Annotated in this window: 19 protein-coding genes; 2 read left to right on the top strand and 17 right to left on the bottom strand. The window is 57.8% G+C overall.

Going from position 1 to position 25,825, the window contains the following annotated elements:
• Nucleotides 1-190: 190 nt before the first annotated feature.
• From HDC30_RS03475 to HDC30_RS03415, 13 genes are all read right to left on the bottom strand, one after another.
• Complete coding sequence (locus HDC30_RS03475; RefSeq protein ID WP_097088781.1) at nt 191-577, bottom strand: hypothetical protein; 387 nt, start codon at nt 575-577, stop codon at nt 191-193.
• Between the two features lie 249 nt (nt 578-826).
• Nucleotides 827-1,297, bottom strand: a complete 471-nt coding sequence (locus HDC30_RS03470) for a hypothetical protein (RefSeq protein ID WP_183780805.1) — start codon at nt 1,295-1,297, stop codon at nt 827-829.
• 332 nt (nt 1,298-1,629) lie between these two features.
• Entirely contained in the window at nt 1,630-1,962 is a 333-nt protein-coding gene (locus tag HDC30_RS03465) for a hypothetical protein (protein ID WP_045122541.1), read from the bottom strand.
• Nucleotides 1,963-1,964: 2 nt separating this feature from the next.
• On the bottom strand, nt 1,965-6,632 hold the full coding sequence (locus tag HDC30_RS03460) for an RHS repeat-associated core domain-containing protein (RefSeq protein WP_097088784.1): 4,668 nt from the start codon (nt 6,630-6,632) through the stop codon (nt 1,965-1,967).
• Nucleotides 6,632-7,369 carry a DUF4123 domain-containing protein gene (locus HDC30_RS03455; RefSeq protein ID WP_183780802.1) on the bottom strand — a complete coding sequence of 246 codons (738 nt, stop codon included), beginning with the start codon at nt 7,367-7,369 and terminating at the stop codon, nt 6,632-6,634. The genes HDC30_RS03460 and HDC30_RS03455 overlap by 1 nt, the downstream gene beginning before the upstream one ends.
• Nucleotides 7,359-9,401, bottom strand: coding sequence for a type VI secretion system tip protein TssI/VgrG (tssI, locus tag HDC30_RS03450; RefSeq protein ID WP_103367668.1), 2,043 nt, complete (start codon nt 9,399-9,401; stop codon nt 7,359-7,361). Before tssI ends, HDC30_RS03455 begins: the two co-directional genes overlap by 11 nt.
• A gap of 135 nt (nt 9,402-9,536) precedes the next feature.
• Nucleotides 9,537-10,052, bottom strand: coding sequence for an Hcp family type VI secretion system effector (locus HDC30_RS03445; RefSeq protein WP_003226246.1), 516 nt, complete (start codon nt 10,050-10,052; stop codon nt 9,537-9,539).
• A gap of 457 nt (nt 10,053-10,509) precedes the next feature.
• A complete protein-coding gene (locus HDC30_RS03440; protein ID WP_183780799.1) occupies nt 10,510-11,898 on the bottom strand; it encodes a VOC family protein in 1,389 nt (462 codons plus the stop codon).
• Between the two features lie 88 nt (nt 11,899-11,986).
• A complete protein-coding gene (glcF, locus tag HDC30_RS03435; protein WP_183780796.1) occupies nt 11,987-13,207 on the bottom strand; it encodes a glycolate oxidase subunit GlcF in 1,221 nt (406 codons plus the stop codon).
• A 2-nt stretch (nt 13,208-13,209) separates the two neighbouring features.
• Entirely contained in the window at nt 13,210-14,259 is a 1,050-nt protein-coding gene (gene glcE, locus HDC30_RS03430) for a glycolate oxidase subunit GlcE (protein ID WP_183780792.1), read from the bottom strand.
• Nucleotides 14,259-15,758 carry a glycolate oxidase subunit GlcD gene (gene glcD, locus HDC30_RS03425; RefSeq protein WP_183780789.1) on the bottom strand — a complete coding sequence of 500 codons (1,500 nt, stop codon included), beginning with the start codon at nt 15,756-15,758 and terminating at the stop codon, nt 14,259-14,261. Before glcD ends, glcE begins: the two co-directional genes overlap by 1 nt.
• 207 nt (nt 15,759-15,965) lie before the next feature.
• Nucleotides 15,966-16,892 carry an alpha/beta fold hydrolase gene (locus HDC30_RS03420; RefSeq protein WP_139054628.1) on the bottom strand — a complete coding sequence of 309 codons (927 nt, stop codon included), beginning with the start codon at nt 16,890-16,892 and terminating at the stop codon, nt 15,966-15,968.
• Between the two features lie 21 nt (nt 16,893-16,913).
• Nucleotides 16,914-18,365 carry an NAD(P)/FAD-dependent oxidoreductase gene (locus tag HDC30_RS03415; RefSeq protein WP_183780785.1) on the bottom strand — a complete coding sequence of 484 codons (1,452 nt, stop codon included), beginning with the start codon at nt 18,363-18,365 and terminating at the stop codon, nt 16,914-16,916.
• Between the two features lie 190 nt (nt 18,366-18,555).
• On the opposite strand from HDC30_RS03415, the gene HDC30_RS03410 reads away from it, so the two are divergent.
• Complete coding sequence (locus HDC30_RS03410; RefSeq protein ID WP_139054630.1) at nt 18,556-19,629, top strand: diguanylate cyclase; 1,074 nt, start codon at nt 18,556-18,558, stop codon at nt 19,627-19,629.
• A gap of 126 nt (nt 19,630-19,755) precedes the next feature.
• On the top strand, nt 19,756-20,991 hold the full coding sequence (locus HDC30_RS03405) for a M20/M25/M40 family metallo-hydrolase (RefSeq protein ID WP_183780782.1): 1,236 nt from the start codon (nt 19,756-19,758) through the stop codon (nt 20,989-20,991).
• 147 nt (nt 20,992-21,138) lie between these two features.
• On the opposite strand, the gene HDC30_RS03400 is transcribed toward HDC30_RS03405, so the two are convergent.
• The 4 genes from HDC30_RS03400 to HDC30_RS03385 all read right to left on the bottom strand — a co-directional run bounded on the left by HDC30_RS03400 (nt 21,139) and on the right by HDC30_RS03385 (nt 25,775).
• The gene (locus tag HDC30_RS03400; RefSeq protein WP_007968750.1) at nt 21,139-22,008 is read right to left on the bottom strand and encodes an oxaloacetate decarboxylase; all 870 of its coding nucleotides are present in this window, start codon (nt 22,006-22,008) and stop codon (nt 21,139-21,141) included.
• A 185-nt stretch (nt 22,009-22,193) separates the two neighbouring features.
• Nucleotides 22,194-23,228, bottom strand: coding sequence for an arginine N-succinyltransferase (gene astA / locus HDC30_RS03395; RefSeq protein WP_027611635.1), 1,035 nt, complete (start codon nt 23,226-23,228; stop codon nt 22,194-22,196).
• Between the two features lie 61 nt (nt 23,229-23,289).
• Nucleotides 23,290-24,306, bottom strand: coding sequence for an arginine N-succinyltransferase (locus tag HDC30_RS03390; protein WP_183780779.1), 1,017 nt, complete (start codon nt 24,304-24,306; stop codon nt 23,290-23,292).
• Nucleotides 24,307-24,425: 119 nt separating this feature from the next.
• Nucleotides 24,426-25,775, bottom strand: a complete 1,350-nt coding sequence (locus HDC30_RS03385) for an APC family permease (RefSeq protein ID WP_183780776.1) — start codon at nt 25,773-25,775, stop codon at nt 24,426-24,428.
• Nucleotides 25,776-25,825 lie beyond the last annotated feature (50 nt).

Here is a 25,825-nt window from a genome sequence, read left to right as displayed (position 1 = left end):
TTGGTTGCCATCAGTTGTTTTATGGTGTTTTGGGTTGAGTTTTGTTTATAAAGCTATTCTTAGACCTAATTAATTTTTTGTTTTTAGTGATTTTTATGTATTTGTTTGCGTGAAAATGGGGCTGAAAAGGGGGCAGATTTATTTCCTTCAACGAAAACAATCCGTCCCTCTCCTCATTGCAGTTCAGCAACTAGAGAGGATATTCACACCGCCATGGAGTAGTGAAAAGTTCTGGATCGACGTTAAGCTTTTCAAGAAAGGCGTTGATTTCCGCTTCAGAGTTCATGGTTTCTATTTTTAAGATGTTGATGTCTCGGTCGTCCACGCCGTCACTTGTTTCAAGTGTTTCGGTTGAGATTGTAAATATCACTGTTGCATATCGGAAATTTTTTGATTGATGGATGAAGTCATAATGGTTATATGGAACATTGGTAAAGGGGTATTTGTAAATGGCGTATACTGAAATCCATTTTCTTAGTGAAGGGTTTTCGGATTCTAGCTCTTGCGCAATGTTGTTGTAGCCTGTTCCGTCGAGCCCAAACCATACACTTCGTGGGATACATTTCTGGGTTGTCATTTTTCGACCCTAGAACCGATTTGGCCAATAAATTCGGATTATTTTTCAAAGCGGAAGGGAACAGATTTATTTTGATTGCTTTTTTGGGCTGCCTACACAAAAAATCTGTGCCCTTTATTCGTTTTTCTATCGTGTCGGGTGTTCGCTAATTTTAATGCGATATTTTTATGGGAGTAGCAGAGTTTTTAAACTTTGAATTCTTTAAATGGCTATCATCAGTTGTGCCGAAGTCCTGATCTGCATGTTTTTTCAAAGCTGTTCAAGATTAAGGGTGCATCCCTTTAGCTTTAATCGTTTGATTTTCTCATCAAATGTGTACTTTGGCAGATCTTTGTTTTTTAAATCGTACTGTTGCCTAAGCAGACGAAATAGTTTTCCTATATTTTTCTTGCTTCTCTCGTCAAGACTTTCGATTAAGTCGTAACTATTGCTCGATAAAAAGGCTATTTTATTTTTAAGTGTGTAGTAGGTGCTTATATTGGAGAATAATCCTTCGGCATCTGAATAATCTTCCTTCAAATATTTTGCGTAATCTTCAAATATCGATGTGAGTAAATTTTGTGCGGCTTTCTGATTTTTTAAAACGCTGCACATTTCCTGCCAGTTGCTAATAAAAAGATGGTCTCCCCAGTCGGAGCCTCGAGCAAAATATTGTCCATTTCCTTTAAAGAAATCAGATATTTCGTGAGGGTCTAAAGCAGTTTCAAAAGTGGTCTTCATTGAAGATTTTCCCAGTCATCGAAATTTTTCAATGAAAAAGGGGGCGGATTTATTTTCTGAAAAGAAGGCCAAAGGGAAGGCGTTCAATCCCTTTTGATCAAAAAGTGGCAAGCTGAAGCAGTATAGGTATGCTCAGTTTCTTGGTGAGTGATTTCACCAGAAATAGAAATCCATTATTTTTTATAAATTGAAAGTGTTTATGTGTTTATGTCATTCAGTTATATTGAGTTGCCATTTTATCGAATAAAGAGTGGTTTTTTTCGATATTCTTTGAGTTGAGTATTAAATATGGATTTGTAGTTTTTATCAGTTTATATATTTCTGGGAAAAACTCAGAAGTAAAAAAACAATCCAGTATTATGTTTTATTGCTGATTCATTAAGCTTTAAGATTTTGTTTATTATTTCAGTGTTGGTGGTTTTTAATGCTTCTTGAAATATGTTGAGAGATGTTTGTAATTCTGAGATTCCTTGTATTTTTTCGTCTTCGTACTCGTCTATAAGTATTCCTAGTGTTGAGTTGATTTTTTCAATTGCTCCGGTCTTTACAAGGGTTGAGAATTCATCTTCGGAAAGAAAAATTTCTTCCAGATCTCCCGGTAAACATTCATCAAAGTCTAATCGATTCATTGCTTCCACGGTTACTGGCACTGAAATTGTTTTCACTTCTATGGTTCCTTGTTAAAGTGCGTAACTTCGTTGTATTCGCTTTGCGATCTGCCTGTTTGCTTTCCGTTCGGAAGCGTTTTGTTGCTAGGTACAATTCCGTCAAGGTTCAGATATTTACGTTTTCCGGGAAGTGAGGGGTCGTAAACTCTAAAATAGTTTCCATTCATGTCTTCTACTACTTCTACTCCGTTTTGAGGGTTTTTGTATATTTTCTTACCCTTATCAGTGGTGCTGATTATAGGATTGTTGCCGGCGAATTTTTCCACAGCATTATTTAAATTTGCTTTAGGCCAATTTGCAGAGTATTGAGCAGCTCGAGCTGCGCCTCCTGTCTCAGGTGCTTTTTGATCGCCCTCATTTACTTGTGGTTTTGTTGCAGCATCGTCAGCCCCCACTCCAGGCGTACAATTCTCGCCGCCTGGACAAGTACTCAGACCAAGCGGATCCACCCAACCCGTAGGATTAGGCACGTACTGATAGTTGTTCAACCCACCCGCGAGCTTGATCGGATCCGGCGTCAAAAAACGCCCAGTACCCGGATTGTAGTAGCGGTGCCGGTTGTAATGTAACCCCGTCTCGGCATCGAAGTACTGACCTTGGAAGCGCAGCGGATTATCAATCTCGCTGACGTCCAGCGCGGCGAGATTACCGTAGGCGCGGTACTTCGCCGACCACATGATCTCGCCGCTGTAATCTGTGAGTTCTTGCGGCGTGCCGAGGTGATCAAGCTGATAGTAGAACGGCGTAGCTTTGCGTGGACCTTCGCCGTCGAGCATTGCCAGAGGGCGGAAGCTGCCAGGTTCGTAAATGTAGCTGCGGTAGCGGTTTTCCGCGCTTTCAGCGATCAATCGTTCGCCTTGCCACAGAAACTCGGTAGTGTGGCCGTCGACGGTTTTTTCGATACGGCGACCAAAGGCGTCGTATTTGTAGGATGCGGTACTGCCGCCCGGCAGGCTGACGCCGATGAGGCGGTGCTGGCAGTCGTAGCGGTATTCGGTGACGAGTTTCTGGCCGGCACCACGGCGTTCGCGGATCAGGTTGCCGTAGGCATCGTAGTCGTAATGGCGGTCGCCCTGCATCAGCAGGCGGTTGCCTTTGACGTTGGCCAGGTTCGCTGTGCCTTCGTTGTTTTGACCCAGCAGGTTACCGGCCGGATCATGGGCGAAGCTTTCCGGTGTGGCGCCGCGCACGCTGATGAGTCGGTCGAGCGGGTCGTAGTGGTAGCTGCGCTTGCCTTTGCGGCTGTCATCGATACCGGCGAGATTGCCGTTGGCGTCGTAGTTGTATCGACGCTGAAACAGGTTCTTGTCTCGCTGGCCGACTGTGTGGGCTTGCAAGCGACCCTGCTCATCGTACTGGTATTGGCTGAGCAGCAGACCTTGTTGGCGTTGCTGTTCGCGTCCGGCGCTGAACTGGTGAGCGGTCAGGCGAGAGCCATTGAGGTCGATGCTGCTCAGACGTCCGCCGGGCAGGTGACGGTAGTCAAGTTTGCTGCCATCGGGCAGGCGGCAGTGGTTCAGTTGGCCGACGCTGTCATATTCGTAACGTGTGGTGCCCCAGCCTTGGTGTTCAGTGATCAGGCGATCTTGCACATCGTATTCGTAGGCGAGTGGCCAATTGCCGTCGTCGACATTTACCAGACGACCCAGTCCGTCGTAGCTGTAGTGAATCTCTTCGCCATCGGCGAGGATTTTTACCAACAGGCGGCCAGAAGCATCGCGCTGGTATTCGGTAACGAGTTCGCTGCCGTCATCGCCGAATTCGGTTTTCTTGACCAACTGGCTGTTGAGGTCGTACTCGTAGGCAGTGCGACGACCGTCGAAGCCGGTTTCCTGTTGGATCAGGCCGTTGGCGTAGTAGTCGAGGTGATATTGCTCGCCGCGCTCGTTCTCTATTTCGGTAAGCAGCAGTCCCGCATTGTCGTAGCGGTAGCGCAGTTGGCTGCCGTCCGGATTGATGCGACGACTGACAAGATGCAGGTTGTCAGCATATTCGTACTGGGTAATGCGCCCAAGTTCGTCTCGCTCGGCGGTGACGCGACCATACGGGTTATAGGTGAAGGCACGGCTGGCGCCACCGGGTAGGATCACCTGAATCAGACGGTCAACGGCATCCCATTGGTATTGAGTAATGGCGCCCGTTTCATCTTGGCGAGTGATTTGCCGCCCAAGTGCATCGTAACGGTATTTACGTTTCCCACCATCCGGTAACTGCTCTTCAAGCAATTCGCCGAGGTTGTTCCAACCTAACCTATGGCGGCTGCCATCCTGGTTTAGAATCTCTAAAAGACGACCTTGATCATCGTAAGAGTAATACGTTGAATTACCGTCGGGATCAATTTGTTGAGTGATATCACCTTGTTTGTTTCGTATATATTTCCAGATCGCATCGCCACGACGAACTTCGGACACAAAGCCGAATTTGTAGTCGTAAAGTGTAGGTGTGTCCTCTGGCGGAATTACTGCTTCCAATCGACCCGCGTCGTTGTACTGGTATTCCGTGATTGCGCCTAATGGATTCTTTTCGGCAACAAGACGGCCCTTTTCGTCGTAGATGTTGCTGTGTTCCGCTCCACCCGGTTCGACTTTGCTGATGAGTCTGGCGTGATCGTCATGAGTGTAGATTTCCTCACTGCCATCAGCGTTAGTAACAGTGACGCTTCCATTATCGTCCCAAGTATAGCGGGCATCCATCTGTGTAAAGTTTGCCCAATGATGGATGCATCGAGAGGATTTTCCTTCGTTCTCCCATTCCCAGAAGAAGCTCGCACCACCAGCTAGTTGCCTTTCGAGAATTACGTTTTGGTGGTTATAGGAATAAAGCTCACTTTCACCCGCGGCGTTTTTCGCTTCCACGAGGCGACTGTGCTCGTCGTATCGATAAGTGACAAGTGTTTGAATGGTGGCCCAAGCATCTTCCAGGTTGTCTGCAGGGATGAACTGCTGATAATCGACAGATACAATATGCTTGCGATTATAGCGAATTAATAATGCTCGTCCCGCACCGTTATCTACACGTTTGATTCGTCCATGAATATCGCGAGTAATATGAAGCCGATTACGATACCGGTCAGTAATTGCAATAAGTGTTGCGCCTTCGCTGTTGTACCTGAAGTGATAGAACAGCGGGCGCTCGCCTGCCTGGGTCAGAATGAGTTCAGATGGATCATCACCAATAAAGATAGCCGCTTTTGCTAGGCTATTGGTTATTGCTGACCGTTGTTCGCTAGGAAGCGGAAAGTTGGTGATGCGATTTTCATGATCTGTCCAGACAATCCCGTCGTCATTCACTTGGACTCGCTGCGCAAGAGCGTGACTCCACCCGTAGCCTAGTCCACAGTCTACTTCTGCTGCGCTAGTACGATATAGGCGGGTCCATTCGAATGGAAACAGTCCATTTAACTGGCCGTCAGTAAGCGTTAGCAGTTCCTCCCCTGTAACCATCGATACTGGGCAGCCGTTAACACAAGTTTCCCTGGTGCAGGCGACGTTTTTATCGTCGTGGTTGGTTGACTGTTTTGATTTGTCATCAACATGCTCTGAACTGCCAACTTTTGCATGGTCTTGTCGGTCCCAGCCAAGTTTGACCTTGCCCTTTTCAAAAGTCCCAGCGATCGCCCTTGTAGCGAGTTTTTTGTAGTGCTCGATCGCTTCCATGAACTTTTTAACAATACTGAATATGGATTTTACAAACCCAGAGACAGCTTCGATAACTCTTGCACCGTAGTTAACCAAGCGCACGCCGAGGTAGGCAATACCTGAGCCCTCTGCAGCGAACGTGAGAACGATCGCCAGAAGAATATCTATTAAAATAGTTACGATGGCGCTGGATATTTGTTCTGCGGTTTTTCCGGATATTACGCTGGGAGGGAGTTGTAGTAGCCAGATTCCTGACGCCTTCAGAATAAGAAAAAGTGCCGCTTGGTCGCTGGCTAGCAACATCAGCTTTTCCATCATCGCTGGTGTTTCTTTCGCTAGTCTCAACAAATCGCTCGCGCTTTCTCCCAATTCCTTTGCGAATTGTTTCGGATCCTTCAGGATCTCAAAGATTCGCTTAATGCCGTCAAATGCTGCCTTGATCGCCTCCCAACTTCCAATGAGCGTTCCCTTCATCTGGGCGAGGTAGGGGGAGGCAAGTGTTTCCTTCGGCCAAAGTGGTCTGTATTTTCTCCATTCTAAGTCGAGCCAGTCTTTTAACTGTGCGGTGAACCCGTCGTAGGAGCTAAATAGCTGATTTAGCTGATTTTTTGTTACTGAGCTTTGTACCCGAACGAAGTATTTTTTTCCTGGTACGCCCTTGTAAACACCTTTTCCATCAGCATCGAGAGTGATAGAAGTTGCTGTGCCGCCTTCTTTGGGAGTGACCTCGACCGTTATATTGCCAACGGGAATGTCGTTGACGGAGACAAACTTACTTTCGATCAGCAGTCTGCCATCCTTGGGGCACTGTGCAACCGTGGATTCGAACTCATCGTCTTTCACACTGACAGTAGCGTTCGCGCTCCCGAGCTTGATGGATCTGCTCAACCCAAAAAATGCTGGTCTATCGAGAAATTGAGGCCCCTTGTCCAGCCATTCCGCATATTTGCTTTCAGTCAGTTCTCGGTAGTCCTTCAAACTGTCCGGGAAGGTAGAGAGTTGTTTATCAACAAAGGCAACGCGATCCATCAGCCTTGCTCCAGAATCAGGTGGTTTAACAGTGCTTCTTTAAGGTTTTTCGGCGCATCCGGGCGGCGCACGAAACGGCTGACTTTCAGCTTCAGGTTGTTCTCAGGCCAAGCGTTGTAAATGTCCGGGCGGTCTTCTTCCAGCCACTGCATAAGGTTGCTGATCAGTGTCGTCGGGTTGTCCTTGGCTAAGCCATCCAGCAAATCCTTCGGCACCTCCCACCACGGCCAATCCTTCACCTTCGGCAACACCCGCGTCCCAACCTCCAGCGTTTGCTCATTAATCAGATACCGCTCAAACACCGGCAGTACTTCCCCAGCCTTCTCCCCAAGCCCCTTCAGAATCGGGTAGATATGCCGCCCATCCCAGAACCGGAAAAACACCTCAGTCCCGTCGGGCATCTTCACCTGCGTCAGGCTGCGCAGGTGCTCGAACACCTCGTTCGGTTCGGCGCGTGAGACGGCCAGCCAGCCCCAGTCGAGGGCGTCGGTTTCGGCGATCCACGGCAGGAATGCCGAGTTCGGTTTGAGTTCGGTGACGTAGGGCATCACTGGTTGCCAAGTGGAGTAGGGCGTGCCGCCCCAGATTGGCAGGAGCTGGGCGGTGGGTTCGGTCAGGTACAGGGTTTTCAGCGCGTCGGCATCGCTTGCTGCGCTGACGATCAGGTACAGGCGCTCGCCACTCTGCAGCGGCTGTTGTGCCAGCCAGTCCTTGGGTGTCAGTCGATCAGATGGCACAGGCACCTGCCTTGCATTTTTCGCATTCTTCGCAGAACGGCGCGTTACGTTTGAGGGTGTTGATCTGGGCCGGGGTCAGGACCTGGCCGGCCTTGTCGGCGTCGGCCTGTTTCAGCACGCCGGGCATCAGCGGGGCGGCCCCGGTGCCGCTGCCGGGGCTGCCGCCGGAGTTGATGTTGATCGTCGGGCCGCTCATGGTCACGCCGCCGGCGTCGATCTTGATGAAGCTGCCGCCGCCGACCAGAGTCAACTCGGCGCCGGCTTCGAGCACGACTTTCATTCCGCTGCTGAGGTGGATTTCCTGGCCGGCATCAATGAACTGGCCGGTGCCGATCTTGATGTGCTGGTTGACGCCCACGGTCAGGTGGTCGTTGGCGCGGGCTTCGACTTTGCGGTCTTCGTAGACGGTGTGATGTTCTTCGGCTTTGAATTCCGTGTAGCTGTTCTGCTCGACGGTGTCGTGGCGTTCGTTGCCGACGCGGATCTTCTGGTCGTGCTCGATGTTCTCGTCCCAGTCGCGCTGGGCGTGGAGGAAGATCTGCTCCTGACCTTTTTTGTCTTCGATGCGCAGTTCGTTGTAACCGCCGCCACCCATCGAGCTCAGGGTCTTGAAGGTGCTACGGGTCTTGTTTGCCGGCAGCTCATACGGGACGGTGTTTTCCTTGTGGTACAGGCAGCCGCTGATCAGCGGTTGATCGGGGTCGCCCTCAAGGAAGGTGACCAGCACTTCCATGCCGATGCGCGGGATGGCGATGCCGCCGTACTGGGCGCCGGCCCAGGCGCTGGAGACGCGCAGCCAGCAACTGGTCTTGTCGTCGGCCTGGCCTTCGCGGTCCCAGTGGAACTGGACTTTGACCCGGCCGTACTGGTCGCAGTGGATCTCTTCGCCTTTCGGGCCGGTAACCACTGCGCTCTGGCTACCGAGGATGCGCGGTTTCGGGTGGCGCAGCGGTGGACGGTTCGGCACGTCCCACGGGGTCGCCTGGAAGCGGTTGCGATAGCCCTGATGGAAATCGTCTTTAAGGGCAGTGGTGTCGCTGGTCACCGACTCTTCCAGCACTTGCGGCTGTTTGCCTTCGTGCAGGACTTCGGTGAGTAGCCACAGGTCGTTCCATTTGGCTTTCGGGTGTTCGGTCAGGGCGAGGAAATGGCCGCTGACCAGCAGCGGCTGATCGCTCTTGCCTTCGGCGAGCTGGAAGTCGCTGCGGTGGCGTTCGAGGGCGCGTTTGGCCAGGTGTTTGCCGCGCTCGCGGTCGATGAACCGGCCCGGGTAATCGTAGTCTTCGAGGTCGGGAAGGGCGTCGCCGCGGTTTTCGCTTTCCAGCGTCAGGCGTGGTTTTTCGAAGTCGTAATCGCGGCGCGTGGTGCGGCTGGTGCGGGTTTCCAGGCGCAGGTCGAAACGCTTGATCACCGGGTTGCTGGCGACCATGCCGGAGTCTTGCTGGTAGGCCACAGGCTTGAGTTTCGGGAACACCGTCTGGTCATCGCCGAAGACGAGCTTGTGCGCTGTAGCGCTGTGCTGGAAGTGGTAGTGAATACCTTCTTCCTCGCACAGGCGCTGGATGAAATGCAGGTCCGATTCATCGTATTGCACGCAGTAGATGCGCTCGGGATAGATCGAACCGGTCTTGAATTCGTAGGCGTTGCTTTGAATGCCGTGCTCTTCGAGAACCATGCCGATGATTTTCGGCACCGTGAGGTTCTGGAAGATCCGTTGGTTGACGCGGTGCGCCAGGTACGACAGTTGCGGGCGCAGGGTCACCGAATAGCGCGTCAGGCGCTTGCCGGAATCGCCTTGCGCGGCGCGATAGATCTGGCCGTGGATGCCGCTGCCATCGGGCGACAGCTGCAGAAAGGCCGGTTTGTGCAGCAGGGTTTCGAGGTCCAGCGACGGCTGCTCACTGACCAGCTCCACCTCAAACACAAAAGGCTGGCTGATGGCTTCCCGGCCGGTCAGGGTAAATACCTGAAAATCGGCGGAGAGCCCTTCGATGGTCAGGGCAAAGTGGGTTTCATTGGCCGGCGCGAACATCCCTTGTTCCTCGTGCTGTACAGCGGCGCTCGTCGACGGCCGCAAAAAAAGCGGCTCAACGTACGCGAAATTCTGGAGGGGCGTAAACAACATCGACCAGCAGGGCTGGTCGATGCTTGTAACGATCAGCCGTAATTAAACGACTGGAGCACGCCAGTCATCGGAACCCGAAGTACCGGATACTTCGTGGGTCCAGGTGATTTTACGGTAGGTGAACTGCACTTCTTCCAGGTGGGTGAAGTGCGAGTTGCCTGGATCCTGGCAGTTGTGCATTTTGTTGTTGATGGCGACGATGATCGCGTCTTCCAGTTTGGTGGTGTAGTAGTGCTCTTGAGTACCTTGAGCAGAAGTACGGTACCACTGGATAACGATTTCGCTCATGCGCTCGCCGGAGGTCAGAGCAGCTTGCAGCAGAGGCGAAGCCTTGTCGTAGACCTTGGTGATGATCACTGGCTTGTGAACGCGCTGACCGGTTGGCTGACCGGATTGTGGGTCACGCGGGATGATCACGTCGTGGCTGAACGCCTGAACCATGACTTGGTCTTCGTGGCCTTCCTGGTAGGTGTTGCCAACGGAGTCGGCGGTGAAGGCGCCGGCAGTGATCAGGCCTTGTTTTTCGCCGGTAACCGACATGTACGCTGGTGTTGCCATGGGGTGCTCTCCTTGCGGATAAATTTAGGGTGCCCGGGAGGCGAAATCGCCCGGTGGGTGCCTGACTGTTATCAAGGAGCGTGCCAGGTTTGTCGAAGGTCCCGGCAACCGGGGGTGGAGTGGCTCTGGCGTGCGGTTTAGCCGATGTTTTTTGCTGAATCGAGAGGGAAAGTGCGCAACTTCTTGCGCAGTACTGCGCAAGAAGTTGCGCACTTGGCTGTAAGCCACGCCAGTCAAGGCCTGCAGCGCGATGAGTCGCCTTTTTCACCGATCAAGTGCGCAAGAAGTTGCGCAGTAAGGCCAAGGGCCAGCGTCGAGCGTTGCGTCTTGTCGTCGCGGTTGTGCTAGAAGCAACATTTGATTCTGTGGCGAGGGAGCTTGCTCCCGCTGGAGTGCGCAGCGCTCCCAAAACGAGGGCCGCTTCGCAACCCAGCGGGAGCCAGCTCCCTCGCCACAGTCAGAGCGGTTTCAGGCCCAAAACCTGGGCACACTCCTCGATTGAACGCCGCTGCGTCTCGGCATACAGCCCCAGCTCATCAATGGTCGCACGCCCCAAGGCCTGTTCAAACGCCTGACGGTTCGAGTGTTCGCCATAGTGCGTCTGCGCTGCATCTCCAAGGTTCGACTGAAAAATCCCCGCCGCACTCACCGGCAGGAAATCTTCGTACACCAAGGGTTCAGCTTTCACATGACCCTCGCGGAGCAAATCCTCCAGCGATGCCGACGTGAGGCTACCCGCTGTCAGGCCTTTTTCGGTAGGGAAGTAGCGAAAATACGCTAGCTCCTGTTCGCGCATGCCTTCGACGCTGTCAGGAAACTCGCCAAAGTGCTGGGTCATCAGCTCGTTGTAGCGTGCGGCGTTACCTTCGTTGGGGAAGTCACCGAGTTCATCGCGGGCGGCATTCAGCAAACGGTCATACAGCGCTCGCCCCTTGGGAGTCAGCGCCGCACCGCGTTGTTCGATTTCGCCGAAGCGCGCGCTGTGGCTGCCACGGGTGTTGTGCTGGTCGGTGAAAGTGATCGGCTCATCCAGCGCTTTGAAACTGGTCTGGCGCAGCAGGATGGGGCAGTGCCGACGCGGTGGCCCTTCGATCACCGCTTTCGGGGTGATGCCGTGCACCGGCATTTGCGCCTGAACCCCGTCGATGTCCAGCGTGCGCGGGGTCAGGTGATTGATGTGCGGGCCTTTGAACGCCACCACATCGGCGATCAGACGGTGCTGAGCGCTGAGGGTCTGGTACTGCGCGGCGGTGACGGTTGCGCTGTGGTGCCAGCGAAAGCTCTCCAGGGCCTGCAGGACAAATTCCTCCGCTTCAGGCTCATTCAGCCCACCCGCTGACTCAGCCTGCTCGATCAGGTGCAAAACAGTAGGGGTAAAGATCGAACGCTGATTCAGTACCGATTCAGCAAACGCGCGCAGCTCGGGATCTTCGATCAGTTCCAGACGCAGCAACGAAGTGAACACCCGAAACGGACTGACCTGCAGCGCCGCTTCATGCACCGCGCGAAACGCCGTGGAGTGCACCGGCACGCCCGCCGGGGTCAGGTCGTAATAACCCACCGGTTGCATGCCCATCACCGCGAACAAACGGGCGAGGGTCGCCAGCTCTTTGCCGGTACCGACGCGAATCGCGCCGTGGCGCTCCATGTCCAGCCGTTGGATTTCACCGGTGCTGTCGAGCTGCCGTGCGATGTCCGGCTGAGCCGCCAGCACTTCGCGATTGGTCTGTTCCACCAGTTCCATCAGCGCGCCGTACAACGGCACTTCTTCGCGGTACATGTCGGACATCGCTTTGGAGAAGCGTTGGCGGATCAAGTCGGGGCTGACGAAAGGCTGCACGGTCATGAAAAAAATTCCTGCCACGGTCACGGTTTGGATGGAGGAAAAGATCGCAGCCTTCGCCGACGGCGGCAAACGAAGAATCCTACGAACTTCATTCTGCCAACGACTGATCCACCAGTTCGATCCAGTGCAAAACCTGGGTGCGCCCGGCGCCGGCCAGATGATTCTGGCAACCGATGTTGGAGGTGACGATCAGGTCCGGGCGATCGCTCTCCAAGGCATTGAGGCGGTTGTCGCGCAGTTGCCGGGCAAGGGGCGGTTGCGTCAGCGAATAGGTGCCGGCCGAACCACAGCACAAATGCCCGTCCGGCACCGCCGTGAGGTTGAAGCCCAGCCGGGTCAGCAGCGCTTCCACCGCGCCGCCGAGTTTCAGCGCATGTTGCAAGGTGCAGGGGCAATGCACGGCGATCCGGCGTTGGCTGGCGGCGCACAGTTTCTCCAAGGGTTCCCGGGCCAGGATCTGTACCAGATCCAGCGTCCGTTCGCTGATCTGCCGCGCCTTGTCGGCGTAGCGCGGATCCTGCGCCAGCAGATGCCCATAATCCTTGATGAACGCGCCGCAACCGCTGGCCGTCTGCACGATCGCTTCGGCACCGTTTTGCAGGTGTGGCCACCAGGCGTCGATGTTTTGCCGGGCGCGGTCGAGGCCTTTGGCCTGGGCGTCGAGGTGATAGTCCAGCGCGCCGCAGCAACCGGCCTCGGCCACCGGCGTCACGCTGATCCCCAACCGATCGAGCACCCGCGCCGTCGCATCATTGGTGTTCGGCGACAGGCCCGGTTGCACACAGCCTTCGAGCAGCAGCACCCGCCGTGCATGGCGCGGCGCTGGGCGTGTGCCAGACGCTGGCGAGCGCTGGGGCAATTTGCTTTCGAACAGGCGCGGCAGCAAAGGCCGGAACGTCGTGCCGACCCGCAACAAGCCCTTGAACACCCCGGGATTCGGCGCAAGTGCGCGCAGACCCTCGCGTAACAAGCGCTGGGCAGCGGGGCGCGGCACCGCCTGATCGACCACTGCACGGCCGATGTCGAGCAGGTTGTGATAGTCGACACCGGAAGGGCAGGTGGTTTCGCAGTTGCGGCAGGACAGGCAGCGATCCAGATGCAGTTGTGTCTGCTCGGTAGCGGGAGCGCCTTCAAGCACTTGCTTGATCAGATAGATGCGCCCGCGCGGCCCGTCAAGCTCATCGCCGAGTAACTGATAGGTCGAGCAGGTGGCGTTGCAAAAACCGCAATGCACGCAGGTACGGAGGATTTTTTCCGCCTCGGCCGCGCGCGGCAGTTGTCGGGACTCTTCGCTGAGGGTGGTTTGCATGGCTAGAACTCCGCGTACATCCGGCCGGGGTTGAACAGCCCTTGCGGGTCGAGTTGCGCCTTGAGTTGCCGGTGATAACGCATGAGCGTCGGGGCTAGCGGCTGGAACGGTGTGTCGCTGGCACCATGGGTAAAGCTGGTGGCGTGGCCGCCGAGTTCCTGGGCGAGGATTTGAATGTGTTGGTGATCGGATTTCAGCCAGCGTTGCGCGCCGGCCCAGTCGAGCAACTGCTGGCCGGGCAAGTCCTGCGGCCCGAGATTGTTCGGCAGCGACAGGCGCCACAGCGGCAGTCCTTCGTCGAAAAAGCTCAGGCGTTGCTCGTTCAAGTCGCGCCAGAACGTCGAATCCAGCGGCTCGCCGCCGAGCCGTTGATGCGCGGCGGTGACCGAGCCTTCGCCGCCCTCAAGGCGCAGATACAGGCTTTGCCCGTCATGGCAGGCGCCGCTGATCGGCAACGGTTGCTGGCCCCATTCGGCCAACCTGGCCAGCGACCGTGCGCAATCGATATCGAGGCGGATGCTCAGGCATTGACGCGGTTTCGGCAGGACTTTCAGCGAGACTTCGGTCAGCACCCCAAGACAACCAAAACTGCCGGTCAATAGGCGCGAGAGGTCGTAGCCGGCGACGTTTTTCATCACCTCGCCACCGAAGCGCAAGTGCTCGCCGAGGCCGGTGATGACCCGGGTGCCGAGGACAAAATCGCGTACCGAACCTGACCATGGCCGCCGTGGCCCGGACAGTCCGCTGGCGATCATCCCGCCGACGGTGGCACTGTCACCGAATGCCGGCGGCTCACAGGGCAGCATCTGCCCGGCCGCGTCGAGCGCCGCGAGCAGCTCGCGCAACGGCGTACCGGCGCGCACGCTGACCACCAGTTCCGTCGGTTCATAGCGCACGATGCCGCGATGCGCGCGGACGTCGAGCACTTCACCGGCCACTTCGCGGCCGAGAAACGCCTTGCTGTTGCCGCCCTGAATTCTCAGCGGTGTGGCGTTGGCCCGGGCCTGGTTGACCTGATCGAGCAGCGCGTCGCTGGCGTCGAAATCAGCCATCAGAAACGCTCCAGTTCGGGAAATGGCAGTTGCCCGGCATGAATGTGCATCGCACCGAACTCGGCGCAGCGATGCAGGGTGGGGATATTCTTGCCGGGGTTGAGCAAGCCTTGCGGGTCGAACGCGGCTTTTATCGCGTGGAACAGGGTCAGTTCAGCGCTGTTGAACTGCGCGCACATCTGATTGATTTTCTCCCGGCCGACCCCGTGTTCACCGGTGATGCTGCCGCCAACCTGCACGCACAATTCCAGAATCTTCCCGCCCAACGCTTCGGCGCGATGCAGTTCGCCGGGCTGGTTGGCGTCGAACAGGATCAACGGATGCATGTTGCCGTCACCGGCATGGAACACGTTGGCCACGCGCAAGCCGTATTCGGCGCCGAGGCGGGCGATGCCTTGCAGCACGCCGGGCAACTCGCGGCGCGGGATGGTGCCGTCCATGCAATAGTAGTCCGGCGACAAGCGGCCGATCGCCGGAAAGGCATTTTTGCGCCCGGCCCAGAAGCGCACGCGCTCGGCTTCATCGCGGGCCTGACGCACTTCGCTGGCGCCGGCCTCGAGCATGACCTCGCGCACCCGCAGGCAATCGTCGTGGACATCGGCTTCGACGCCATCGAGTTCGCACAACAGGATTGCCTCGGCATCGACCGGGTAACCCGCGTGAATGAAGTCTTCGGCGGCGCGGATCGCCAGGTTGTCCATCATTTCCAGGCCCCCGGGAATGATCCCCGCGGCAATGATGTCGGCCACGGCGCGGCCAGCCTTTTCCACCGAGTCGAAACTGGCCAGCAAGACTTTGGCGAGCTGCGGTTTGGGCAGCAATTTGACCGTGACTTCGGTGATGATCCCGAGCAATCCTTCGGAGCCGGTAAACAGCGCCAGCAAATCGAAACCCGGCGCGTCGAGGGCGTCGCTGCCCAGTGTCAGGCGCTCGCCTTCGATGGTCAGCACTTCGATTTTCAGCAGGTTGTGCACGGTCAGGCCGTACTTGAGGCAATGCACGCCACCGGCGTTTTCCGCGACGTTACCGCCGATCGAGCAGGCGATCTGGGACGACGGATCCGGCGCGTAATACAGGCCGAACGGCGCGGCCGCCTGGGAAATCGCCAGATTGCGCACCCCAGGTTGCACCCGCGCGGTACGGGCCGTCGGGTCGATGTGCAGAATATTATTGAAACGCGCCATCACCAGCAGCAGGCCTTTTTCCAGCGGCAGCGCACCGCCCGACAACCCGGTGCCAGCACCCCGGGCCACCACCGGCACGTTGTGTTGATGGCAGAGCTTGAGCAGGGCCTGCACCTGATCGAGCCGTCGGGGCAGGGCGACCAGCATCGGCGTGGTGCGATAGGCCGAGAGGCCGTCGCATTCGTAAGGCTTGAGTTCGTCTTCACGCCAGAGCAGGTCGAGGTCCGGGAGGGCGCGCTGCAGGGTTTTCAGCAACTCGGCCTTGTTCACCTCCGGTAGCGGGCCATCGAGGCGTTCGTCGTAGAGAATGTTCATTTCGACCCCATCGGCGGACGTGATTACCTGTGGTGAGGGGATTTATCCCCGATGGCTGCGCAGCAGCCCCAACCCAGAGAATGCGGTGTGTCTGATTCAGCTTAGTGCTGGAACTGGGGCTGCTGCGCAACCCATCGGGGCGGTGCGACGTTTCGCTGAATCCCCTCACCACAATAAATTCCCTCATCACAAGGATAGTGTTGGGACTCATCGCTGATTGCCCAGAAACTCCCGATACAACCGCGCGGTATTCCCCGGTTGTTCGACCATCGGCATGTGCCCGACGCCATCCCACACTTCGACCCGCAGATTGGCGATGCCCTTGCTCCACACCGGCACGCTGCTGACGTCGATCAAGCGGTCCTTGCGCCCCCACAGCAGCAGCGCCGGGCATTTGATCTCGGCCAGTTTCGGCTCCATGGGTGGGCTGGCGCGAAAGTCGCGGAAGATCTCTTCCAGTTCATCACGCTGGCGTTCGTATCGCTGGGCGATGGCGTCCAGCACCAGCCCGGGCACCCACGGCGGCGAGGCCATGGTCATCGCATAAAACTGGCGGAACTCTTCCCGGGAGTTGATCAGGAACGGGTTATGCCCACGGGCGAGGTGGCGCTCCATGTCGCTGGCCTGCGGTGCAGTGACGCCGGCCGGGTCGATCAGTGCCACCGAGGCAATCCGCTCCGGGTAAGTTGCGGCCAGCCATGCTGCGATGTAGCCACCCATGGAGTTGCCGATCACGTGGACTTTCTCCACGCCGCAGACGTCGAGCAGCTGGATCATGCGCTTGGCCTGCAACGGAATGTCGTAGCCGCCACCGGCCTTGAACCCGGTTTCCCCATGACCGGCGATGTCCGGAATGATCACCCGGTACTGGCGGACAAAATGCCTGGCGAAGCGCAGCCACAGATTCTTCTCGGCGCTGTAGCCGTGCAGCATCAGGATCGCGCTGGCTGCTTCATAGGGACCACCCTGCCAGGTCGAGACGGTCATTTCGGCAATCGGCACCTCGATTTTGTGCAACTTGTACAACTTGGCCTCGAGCGCCGTGCTCAGGTCGTACAACCAATGGCCGATTGCTGGATAACTCAACCAGCTCCAGGCCACGAAAACCGCGAGAGCGACAAACAGCACAAGCATCGACGTCTTCCTTTTACGTGTTCAGGACAGAATGTGGTCAGCCGGTTTCAGCGTCCGGGTCAACCGGTAGTAGCTGAAACTGAAGCCCGGAAATATCGCGATCACATGACCGCTCTTGCTCTGATACCAACTGTGACAGCCGCCGGACTTCCACACCGTGCGTTCCATCTCACGGTGGATCATTGCAGTGTAGGTACGTTCCGCTGCGGGGCGCACTTCGATGCTGCGCAGGCCTTTTGACTGCAGGGTGTGGATGCAGTCGAGGATGTAGTTCATCTGCGCTTCGATGATGAACAGCGCCGAGGTATGCCCGATGCCGGTGTTGGGCCCGGTGACGATAAACAGGTTGGGAAAGTCCGGCAGGCTGGTGCCCAGATAGGCGCGTGGGTACTGCGCCCAGACGTCCTTGAGTTGCACGCCGTGCCTGCCGGTCACCGGGTAGGAGACCACGCCGTCGGTGGCGTCGTAGCCGGTCGACCAGACGATCAGATCGACGTCGATGTGCTGGCCGTCCGTGGTGGTGATCCCGGTGTCATCGATTTCGGCGATGCCTTGCTCACGGCTGTGCAACGTGACGTTGGGCCGGGTCAGCGCCGGGTAATAGGTGCTGGACAGCAGGATGCGCTTGCAACCGATGGTGAAGTCCGGGGTGAGTTTTTCGCGCAACAGCGGGTCCGGCACCTGTTGCTTGAGAAAACGCAGCGCCTGACGCTGGACCAGGTGAATCGCCGGTTTCGAATATTTGAAGGCGATGACCCGGGTTTCGAATTGCCAGTAGAGCAGCCAGCGCAGCAGCTTGTAAGCCGGTTTCACCCCCAGCAGCCAACGCTGGAAAGGCCCGAACGTGCGATCGGCGCGCGGCAACACCCAATGCGGCGTGCGCTGGAACACGTGCAATTGCTCGACTTCGGCGGCAATCGCCGGAATCACCTGGGCGGCACTGGCGCCGCTGCCGACGATGGCCACGCGTTTACCGCGGTAGTCGTAGCTGTGATCCCAATTGTTGGTATGAAAAGTCTTGCCCTCAAAGCGATCCTGGCCGGGGAAGGGCGGGATCACCGGTTGGCTCAACGGCCCGGAGGCGTTGATCACGAACTGCGCGTAGAAAATCCCTTTGCTGGTGTGCACCGCCCAGCGCTGTTCGGCGTCGTCCCATTCGATGCGTTCGACGTTGGTTTGCAACTCCACGCGCTCGCGCAGGCCGAAGCGCTCGATGACGTGTTCGGTATAGCGATGCAATTCGGCTTGGGCGGCGAACATCTGCGTCCAGGGAAATGGCGCAAACGACAACGAGTACAGCGGTGACGGCACATCCACCGCCGCGCCGGGGTAGGTGTTCTGGCACCAGGTGCCGCCGAAAAAGTCCCTTCTTTCCAGCAAGCGAAAATCGTCGATTCCGGCCTTGAGCAAGTTGACCGCCGCGCATTGGCCGCCAAATCCGCTGCCGATGATCAACACTCGGTAGGTCTGCATGGGCCTCCTTCTTATAGTCGTTTTTCCGTTTTCGTCCTTTCAGGTATAGCTAAAAATTTGCGCTGTGCGCGACGGCGATGGCGCGGTATTCAGCGGCTGGCCGGTGATAGCTATTTAACGGCTGCCTGTTAGACTTCCAGCACATCCGTCTGACGGTGTTCGCAGGTTCCGTTGAGTGGTCGAGGCCCTTATGCGAAACAAGGGGGGAAAGGGACTTTCATTGGCCAGGAGGCTTTATACATCGCGAACCCTCGGTCTGGTGCTGGGGCTGCTGTGCGTGAGCGCGGCGATGTACCCGCTAGACCCGCCGCTGTGGGTCTGGGCGTTGATGCTGTTCAATGGCCTGCTCTGGCCGCACCTGGCGTTTCAATGGGCCCGTCGTGCCAGCGTTCCTTACCATGCGGAACACCGCAATCTGTTGGTTGACGCCTTTATGGGCGGCTTCTGGGTCGCCGCCATGCAGTTCAATCCGCTGCCCAGTGCCACCACCATTTCGATGATGGCGATGAATAACGTCGCCATCGGCGGATTACGTTTTCTCGCGGCGGGTCTTGCCGCGCAGGTTCTTGGTATCGGCGTCGGCCTGGTGGTTTTCGCCCCGGCGTTCATCCCGCAAACCTCGCCTCTGCAGCTTTATGCCTGCCTGCCGTTGCTGATGCTGTACCCGCTGGCGCTGGGCTGGATCTGCTTTCGCCAAGCCTACACGCTGGGCCTGCACAAGCGTGAGCTACTGGCCCTGAGTCGCACCGACAGCCTCACCGGACTGCTCAATCACGGCGCGTGGAAGGATCAACTGGAAATCGCCTTTCAACGTTGCCGCCGGCAGCAGCAGGGCGCAGCGATCGCGTTGATCGACATCGATCACTTCAAGGCGATCAACGACACCTACGGGCATGTGGCGGGTGACATCGTGCTGCGCCAGTTGAGCAAAATGCTCAAGCAGAACCTGCGCGCTGCGGACGTCGCCGGGCGCTATGGCGGCGACGAGTTTTGCGTGATCCTGCCTGACCTGCCGCTGTTCAATGCCGCGCAGGCCATGGAAGCCTTGCGCGAGCGTTTCGCCACCTTGGGTTACGAGCAGAACCCGGCACTCAAGGTCAGTCTGAGCATTGGTCTGGCGGCTTACGAACCGGCGCACGGCGACGCGACCCGTTGGCTCAATGATGCGGATCAGGCGCTGTACGAGGCCAAGGCGAGCGGGCGCAATCGGGTGATCTGCAACAGTGATGATCTGCCGAAGCAGGAACTGCTCGATTCGGTCTGACGGCCCAGCACAATTTCCTCCTACAGGTGTTCGGTGTCGGCCGCAGAGATGTCGCATCCGGTGTAGAGCCTTGCGCCGATGTCAGGTACGGTTCAATCCCCCCCGACGCGAAACAAGGATCGATTCATGACGTTCTCATTTTCCCGCTCGCTGCTGGCCGCCAGCCTCGGCCTGTCCCTCGTCCTCAGCTCCGCCAGCGCCTTCGCCGAACCGCACAAGCAAGTACTGGCCGATGCCGAGCAGTATCAACCCGAAGCTCTGAAACTGCTGGAACGGCTGGTCAACATCGACTCAGGTTCCGGTTATGAACCGGGCCTGAAACAAGTCAGCGAGATCGCCATCGATGAGCTGAAGAAGCTCGGCGCCACCATCGAACTGGTGCCCAACACCCCGGAAAAATCCAACCACGTGCTGGCGACCTTCAAAGGCACCGGCAAGGCAAAAATCCTCTTGATGGCGCACATGGACACGGTGTTCAAGGAAGGCTCCGCGGCCGAGCGCCCGTTCCACATCAAGGACGGCCGCGCCTACGGGCCGGGGGTGATAGACGACAAGGGCGGCATCGTCGCCGGGATCTACGCGCTGAAAATTCTGAAGAACCTCGACTTCAAGGATTACGCGCAAATCACCTTTTTGCTCGACGCCAGCGAGGAAACCGGTTCCGACGTCGCCACCGACCTGATCAAGAAAACCGCCAAGGCTCACGACGTGACCCTCAACCTCGAACCTGGGCGTCCGGCCGATGGACTGGTGGTGTGGCGCAAAGGCAGCGCGACCGCGCTGGTCGAGGTCAAGGGTAAGGCGGCGCACGCCGGAGTCGCGCCGGAACTGGGGCGGAACGCGGCGATGGAAGCGGCGCACCAGATTCTGCAACTGGGCAAACTCGGCGACGAAGCGAAGAAAACCACCATCAACTTCACCGTGCTCCAGGCCGGTGATCGCACCAACGTGATCCCGGATCACGCCACCGCCAAGGCTGACGTGCGTGCGGCGGTGCCGGAAGAGTTCGACCGGATCGAGAAAGACCTGGCGCGAGTGTCGCAGGACAAGCTGATCGCCGAAACCGAAGTCACCACCAGCCTCAAACGCGGACTGCCACCGATGCCGCAAACGGCGGAGTCGGATCGCTTGATGGCCATGGCGCAAGGAATTTACGGCGAGATCGGCCGCAAGCTGACCGAGGAGGGCAGTGGTGGGGCGGCGGATGCCAGCCTGTCCGCCGGGGTGGGTACGCCGACGCTGGACGGTTTCGGGATTGTCGGCGGCAATATCCATACGCCTGAGGAATACGCCGAAGTGGCGAGCGTGGCGCCGCGGATTTATCTGTTGTCGCGGATGATCATGGAACTGGCCAAGCGCTGACTTCCTCGGATTGGCGGTGCTGCAACTGACGCCTTCGCGAGCAAGCCCGCTCCCACAATGGATCTGTGCCGAACACCAATGCTGTGTTCACTGAAGATCCACTGTGGGAGCGGGCTTGCTCGCGAAGGGGCCAGACCTGACCGCAGATTATTCCTTGACGCTCATGTATTCCTTCGCCCACAGGATGTAATCCTCAGGCTGGGTGTAGGTGTGCGTCAGTTCGGTGGCGCTCAGGTCCGAGGCCTGGGTGAAGATCTGGCGTTGTTCGCGCAGGCTGTCGTAGGTGGCCTTGATCGCGGCGAAGTACGCGCCGTGGCCATCGATGGTCACGCGTACGCCGAGTTCGGCCAGGCGCTTGTCGTCGCGCAGCGCCGGGTTGCCGTAGGTCACCAGCATCAGCGGGACCGTCAGGTGTTCGGCGATTTGCTCGAGCTGATCGAAGTCCTGCACCCCGACCATGCAGATGCCGTCGGCACCGGCGGCCTGATACTGCTTGGTGCGGCTGATGATTTCCTGATTCGGCAGAATCCCGGCATTGGTGCGGGCGATGATTGCCATTTCCGAATCGACCCGGGCTTCCAGCGCCGCGCGGATCTTGCCGACGCCTTCGGCGACCGAGATCAGGTCGGTGGACTTACGGCCGAATTGCGCCGGCAGCAGAGTATCTTCGATGGTCAGGGCGGCGACGCCGGCGCGTTCCAGTTCGACGATGGTGCGCATCACGTTGAGGGCGTTGCCGTAACCGTGGTCGGCGTCGGCGATCACTGGCAACTGGGCAACGCGGCCGATGCGGGTGGCCTGTTCGGCGAATTCGCTGAGGGTGATCAGGGCAAAGTCGGGGGCGCCCAGCACCTGCAGCGAGGCCACGGAGCCGCCGAGGATCCCCACTTCAAAACCCAGGTCGGCGGCAATGCGCGCGGACATCGGGTCGAACACCGAGGCGGTGTGGTAGCAGGTGTCGGAAGCCAGCAATTGACGGAAGTTACGGCGCAAATCTTGATGGGAAAGCCTGGTCATACGAGTTCCACCAATACAAAGGAATGGAACGGCTTGAGCAAAGGTGTCAACGCCGAAGAATGAAAAGGCTATCACGCGAATGGGTCAAGGTTCATGACGAATTTGCGAGTGAGGCGTTGATGAAGGATCCAGCGGCTGAAAGGTTTCATCGGCAGTCAGCGGATTTTCACTGGCTAAACCGCAGATCAGGCCGCTACCGCCTGTTGCTGTTGCCTGGGCAGCAGCACGGCGCGCACCGAATTGCCCGGTTGCAGTTGCAGGCGCTTGGCGGTGAGGCGATCGACCACCAGGGTATTGCCGACCAGACGACCGGGGGCCACGGTGATGCGGCAGTTCTCCAGGCGCCGGTTGTGGATCAGCCACAACGGTGCCTGATCGTCCGGCGTGCCGAGACTCAGGGTCAGCGCCAGGCTGTCGCGCACGGTACGAATGTTGCCGATCGGTGCTTCGATCACCGGGCCACCGTCGAAGATGTCGATGTAGCCCTTATGCACAAATCCTTCTTCGCGCAGGATCTTCAGCGCGGGCTCGGTATTGGGATGCGCCTGGCCGATGGCCGCCTGTGCCTGTTCGGTGAGCATGCAGGTGTACAACGGCTGGCGCGGCATCAGTTCGGCGATGAACGACTTGTTGCCCAGACCCGATAAGTGGTCAGCATGGCTGAAGTCCATCTGGAAGAAATGCCGGCCCAGACTGTCCCAGAACGGCGAGCAGCCGAGTTCATCGGCACTGCCGCGCAGTTCGGCGATCATCTTCTCGCCAAACAGTTGCGGAAACTCGGCTACGAACAGGAGCCGCCCGAGCGACAGCAGCCGGCCATTGTTGCCATGGCGTTGCTCATGCTGAAGGAACAGAGAACACAGTTCCGACTGGCCGGTCAGCTCGTTATTGAGAAACAGTGTGGGGATCTGCCGCGAAATGCCCAGATCCGGTGCCGAACTCACGGTCAGGCCGACTCGGTAGTTGTACCAAGGCTCGCGCAGGCCTACCGCGCCGGTCAGGGCGCTGACGCCGACCACCCGCAGGTCGTCATCTTCAAGCACGAACAGATAATCGGCGTCGGCCCGTTCCACTTGTCCGGAAAACGCGCGCTGGGCCCAACGCACCCGGTGGGCGAGGCGATCCTCATTGGCCGGGAGGGTGGTGAACCCCGGGCCGGCCTGTTGCACCAGAGTCATCAGTGCTGGCAGGTCGCTGACTTTGACCGGACGGACGATCATGCGGTAACTCCTTGTACGCGCCGGTTCGGGCACTGTCGTTGGGTATGCAACCGGGCGCGGTTCACAGGGCGGTCAGCCTGATCGTGCAGCCATCGGTGACCTTCAGCGCCGCGCACAGGGCCGGCGTCAGCGACAGCGGTTGATCGGGCTGGTAATCCAGTTCGGCGACGATGGCCCGGAAACCTTGCAGCGCGTCGTTACTCAGCAGGTAATGGCCACGGGCGTCGATCGGCGCTTGCTGGCGCACGCTGGCGGTCTGGCTGCGGGCGATCGAACGGATGTTCGCGGTGCGCGCATACAGGGTCGGGCCGGCGTCGAACAAATCGATGTAGCTGTTGGTTTCAAAGCCTTCGCGTTCGAGGATATCGAACGCTTCCTGACCGTCCGGGTGAATTCGGCCGATGCATTCCTGTGCTGCCGGAGGCAGCATCGGTACGTAAATCGGGTATTGCGGCATCAGTTCGGCGAGAAACGTGCGGCTTTGCAGGCCGCACAGGCGCTCGGCCTCGACGTAGGGCAGGTCGAAGAAGTGTTTGCCCAGTGCGTCCCAGAACGGCGAATGACCGTTCTCATCGCTATAGCCGACGATCTCGGTGATCACCGCATCGGCAAAGCGTTGTGCGTGAGCGGCGATGAACAGCAGCCGTGCCCGCGACAGCAATTCGGAAAAGGCGCTGCGCACCAGCGCGTTGTCGATGTGAAAACCGCGCAATAGCGTGTGTCCGCTGAGATCGTGACACAGCGACAGCGCCGGCACCCCGTGCTCGATGTTCAGTTCCCGCGAAGCACTGGTGAAGTGGCGATTGCGCAAGCTGTAGAACGGTTCGTTGAAACCGGCCGTGGCGAGGATCTCCGAGCAACCGACCAGCCGTTGAGTGTCGAGGTCTTCCAGGACGAAGAAGTAGTTCTCCGGGCCTTGCGCCTGAATGTCGTTGTCGAACGAGGCACAGGAGCCGGCGATTTTTTCGCGCAGGCGTTCGCTGTCGTCAGGCAGCGACGTGACGCCGACCAGGCTGTCGCGGGCCAGCTGCTGCAATTGCGGCAGGTCGGTTGTCTCGACTGGGCGTAAGACCAGCATGGATGCACTCCTGTATCAAAGGGTCCGGTGATCCCCACCGAACCTGACTATCACTGTCGGTTGCCACGCTTTAAAGCGGCGGTCGCCTGATTTGATGTCAGACGCCGCTCTTTTTCTTGTCAGCCATTGCTCGGGTCAGGCAGCGCTGTGCTGGCGCCGAGCTTGTTCAGGAAGAACAGGTACACCAGACCCAGCGCAATCCAGATCAGGCCGAGTTTCTGCGCATCGACGCCCATGTTGTACATGATGGCGGCGACGATGATGAAGCCGATCACCGGGCAGATCAGATGGCGTACGACCTGACCGGACTTCTGCCGACGCCAGTAGTAGTTGATCACTGTCAGGTGCAGCAGCATGAAACCGCTGAGGGCACCGAAGTTGACCAGCGAGGTCAGGGTGTCGACCGAATTGATGAACAGGTAGCAGATCACCAGCGACAGCACCGCCACCAGATAAATGCTCAGGTACGGGGTGTTGTGCTTCGGGTGCACCTTGGCCAGGACTTTTGGCAACTTGCCATCGCGGGCCATGCCGAACAGCAGGCGCGACACTGCCGCTTGCGAGGTGATCGCTACTGCGACACCCCAGGCCAGCGCGGTCGCCACCCCGGTCAGGGTGGCCAGCCAGCTGCCAGCGGCGATTTCGGCGATTTCATAGAACGCGGTGTCGGCGGACTTGAAGCCCATGCCGGCGGCCAGATCGGTGGCGATCCAGGTCTGTACGACGAAAATCACGCCCATCACCACCAGCGTGATCAACGCTGCGCGGCCGACGCTGCGGCCCGGATCGCCTTTGATTTCTTCGGCGAGGGTCGAGATCGCATCGAAGCCAAGGAACGACAGCACGGCAATCGACACCGCTTGCATCAGCAGGGCGAAATTGAACGTTTCCGGGTGATACAGCGGCGCCAGGGTCAGCTCGCCGTTGCCGCCACCGTTGTGCAAAGCGTTCCAGGCATAGAACAGGAAAATCCCCAACACCACCAGCTGTGCCAGCAGGAAGATGATGTTCATCCGTGCGGTGAAGGTGATGCCGCGCAGGTTGACGAATGTCGCGCTGACCAGAAACGCCAGAATGAAGCCGACCTTCGGAATGTCCGGGTACAGATGGTTCAGGGCCATCGCCGCGTAGACGTACAGCAGCGGTGGAATCAGCAGGTAGTCGAGCAGCATCAGCCAGCCGGCGATGAAACCGACGTGTTGATTGAGGCCGCGTTGTGCGTAGGAATACACCGAGCCTGCGATCGGAAACGCCTTGGCCATGCTGCCGTAGCTCAGCGCGGTGAACAGCATCGCGACCATGCCGATGATGTAGGCCAGCGGCACCATTCCGGGCGCCTCGGCATTCACGTAGCCATACACGCCGAAGGGGGCGATGGGGATCATGAAGATCATCCCGTACACCACCAGGTCGGTCAGTGTCAGGCTACGTTTCAACTCCTGTTTGTAGCCGAACTCTTCTATTTCCATGAAGCGCAACTCCTTGTCAGCCTATCCAGCGTTTTAGTTGTTATGTCGAT

The organism is Pseudomonas sp. JAI115, from assembly GCF_014200835.1.
Taxonomy (GTDB): domain Bacteria; phylum Pseudomonadota; class Gammaproteobacteria; order Pseudomonadales; family Pseudomonadaceae; genus Aquipseudomonas; species Aquipseudomonas putida_A.
This window is presented reverse-complemented; position numbering and strand designations above follow the sequence as displayed.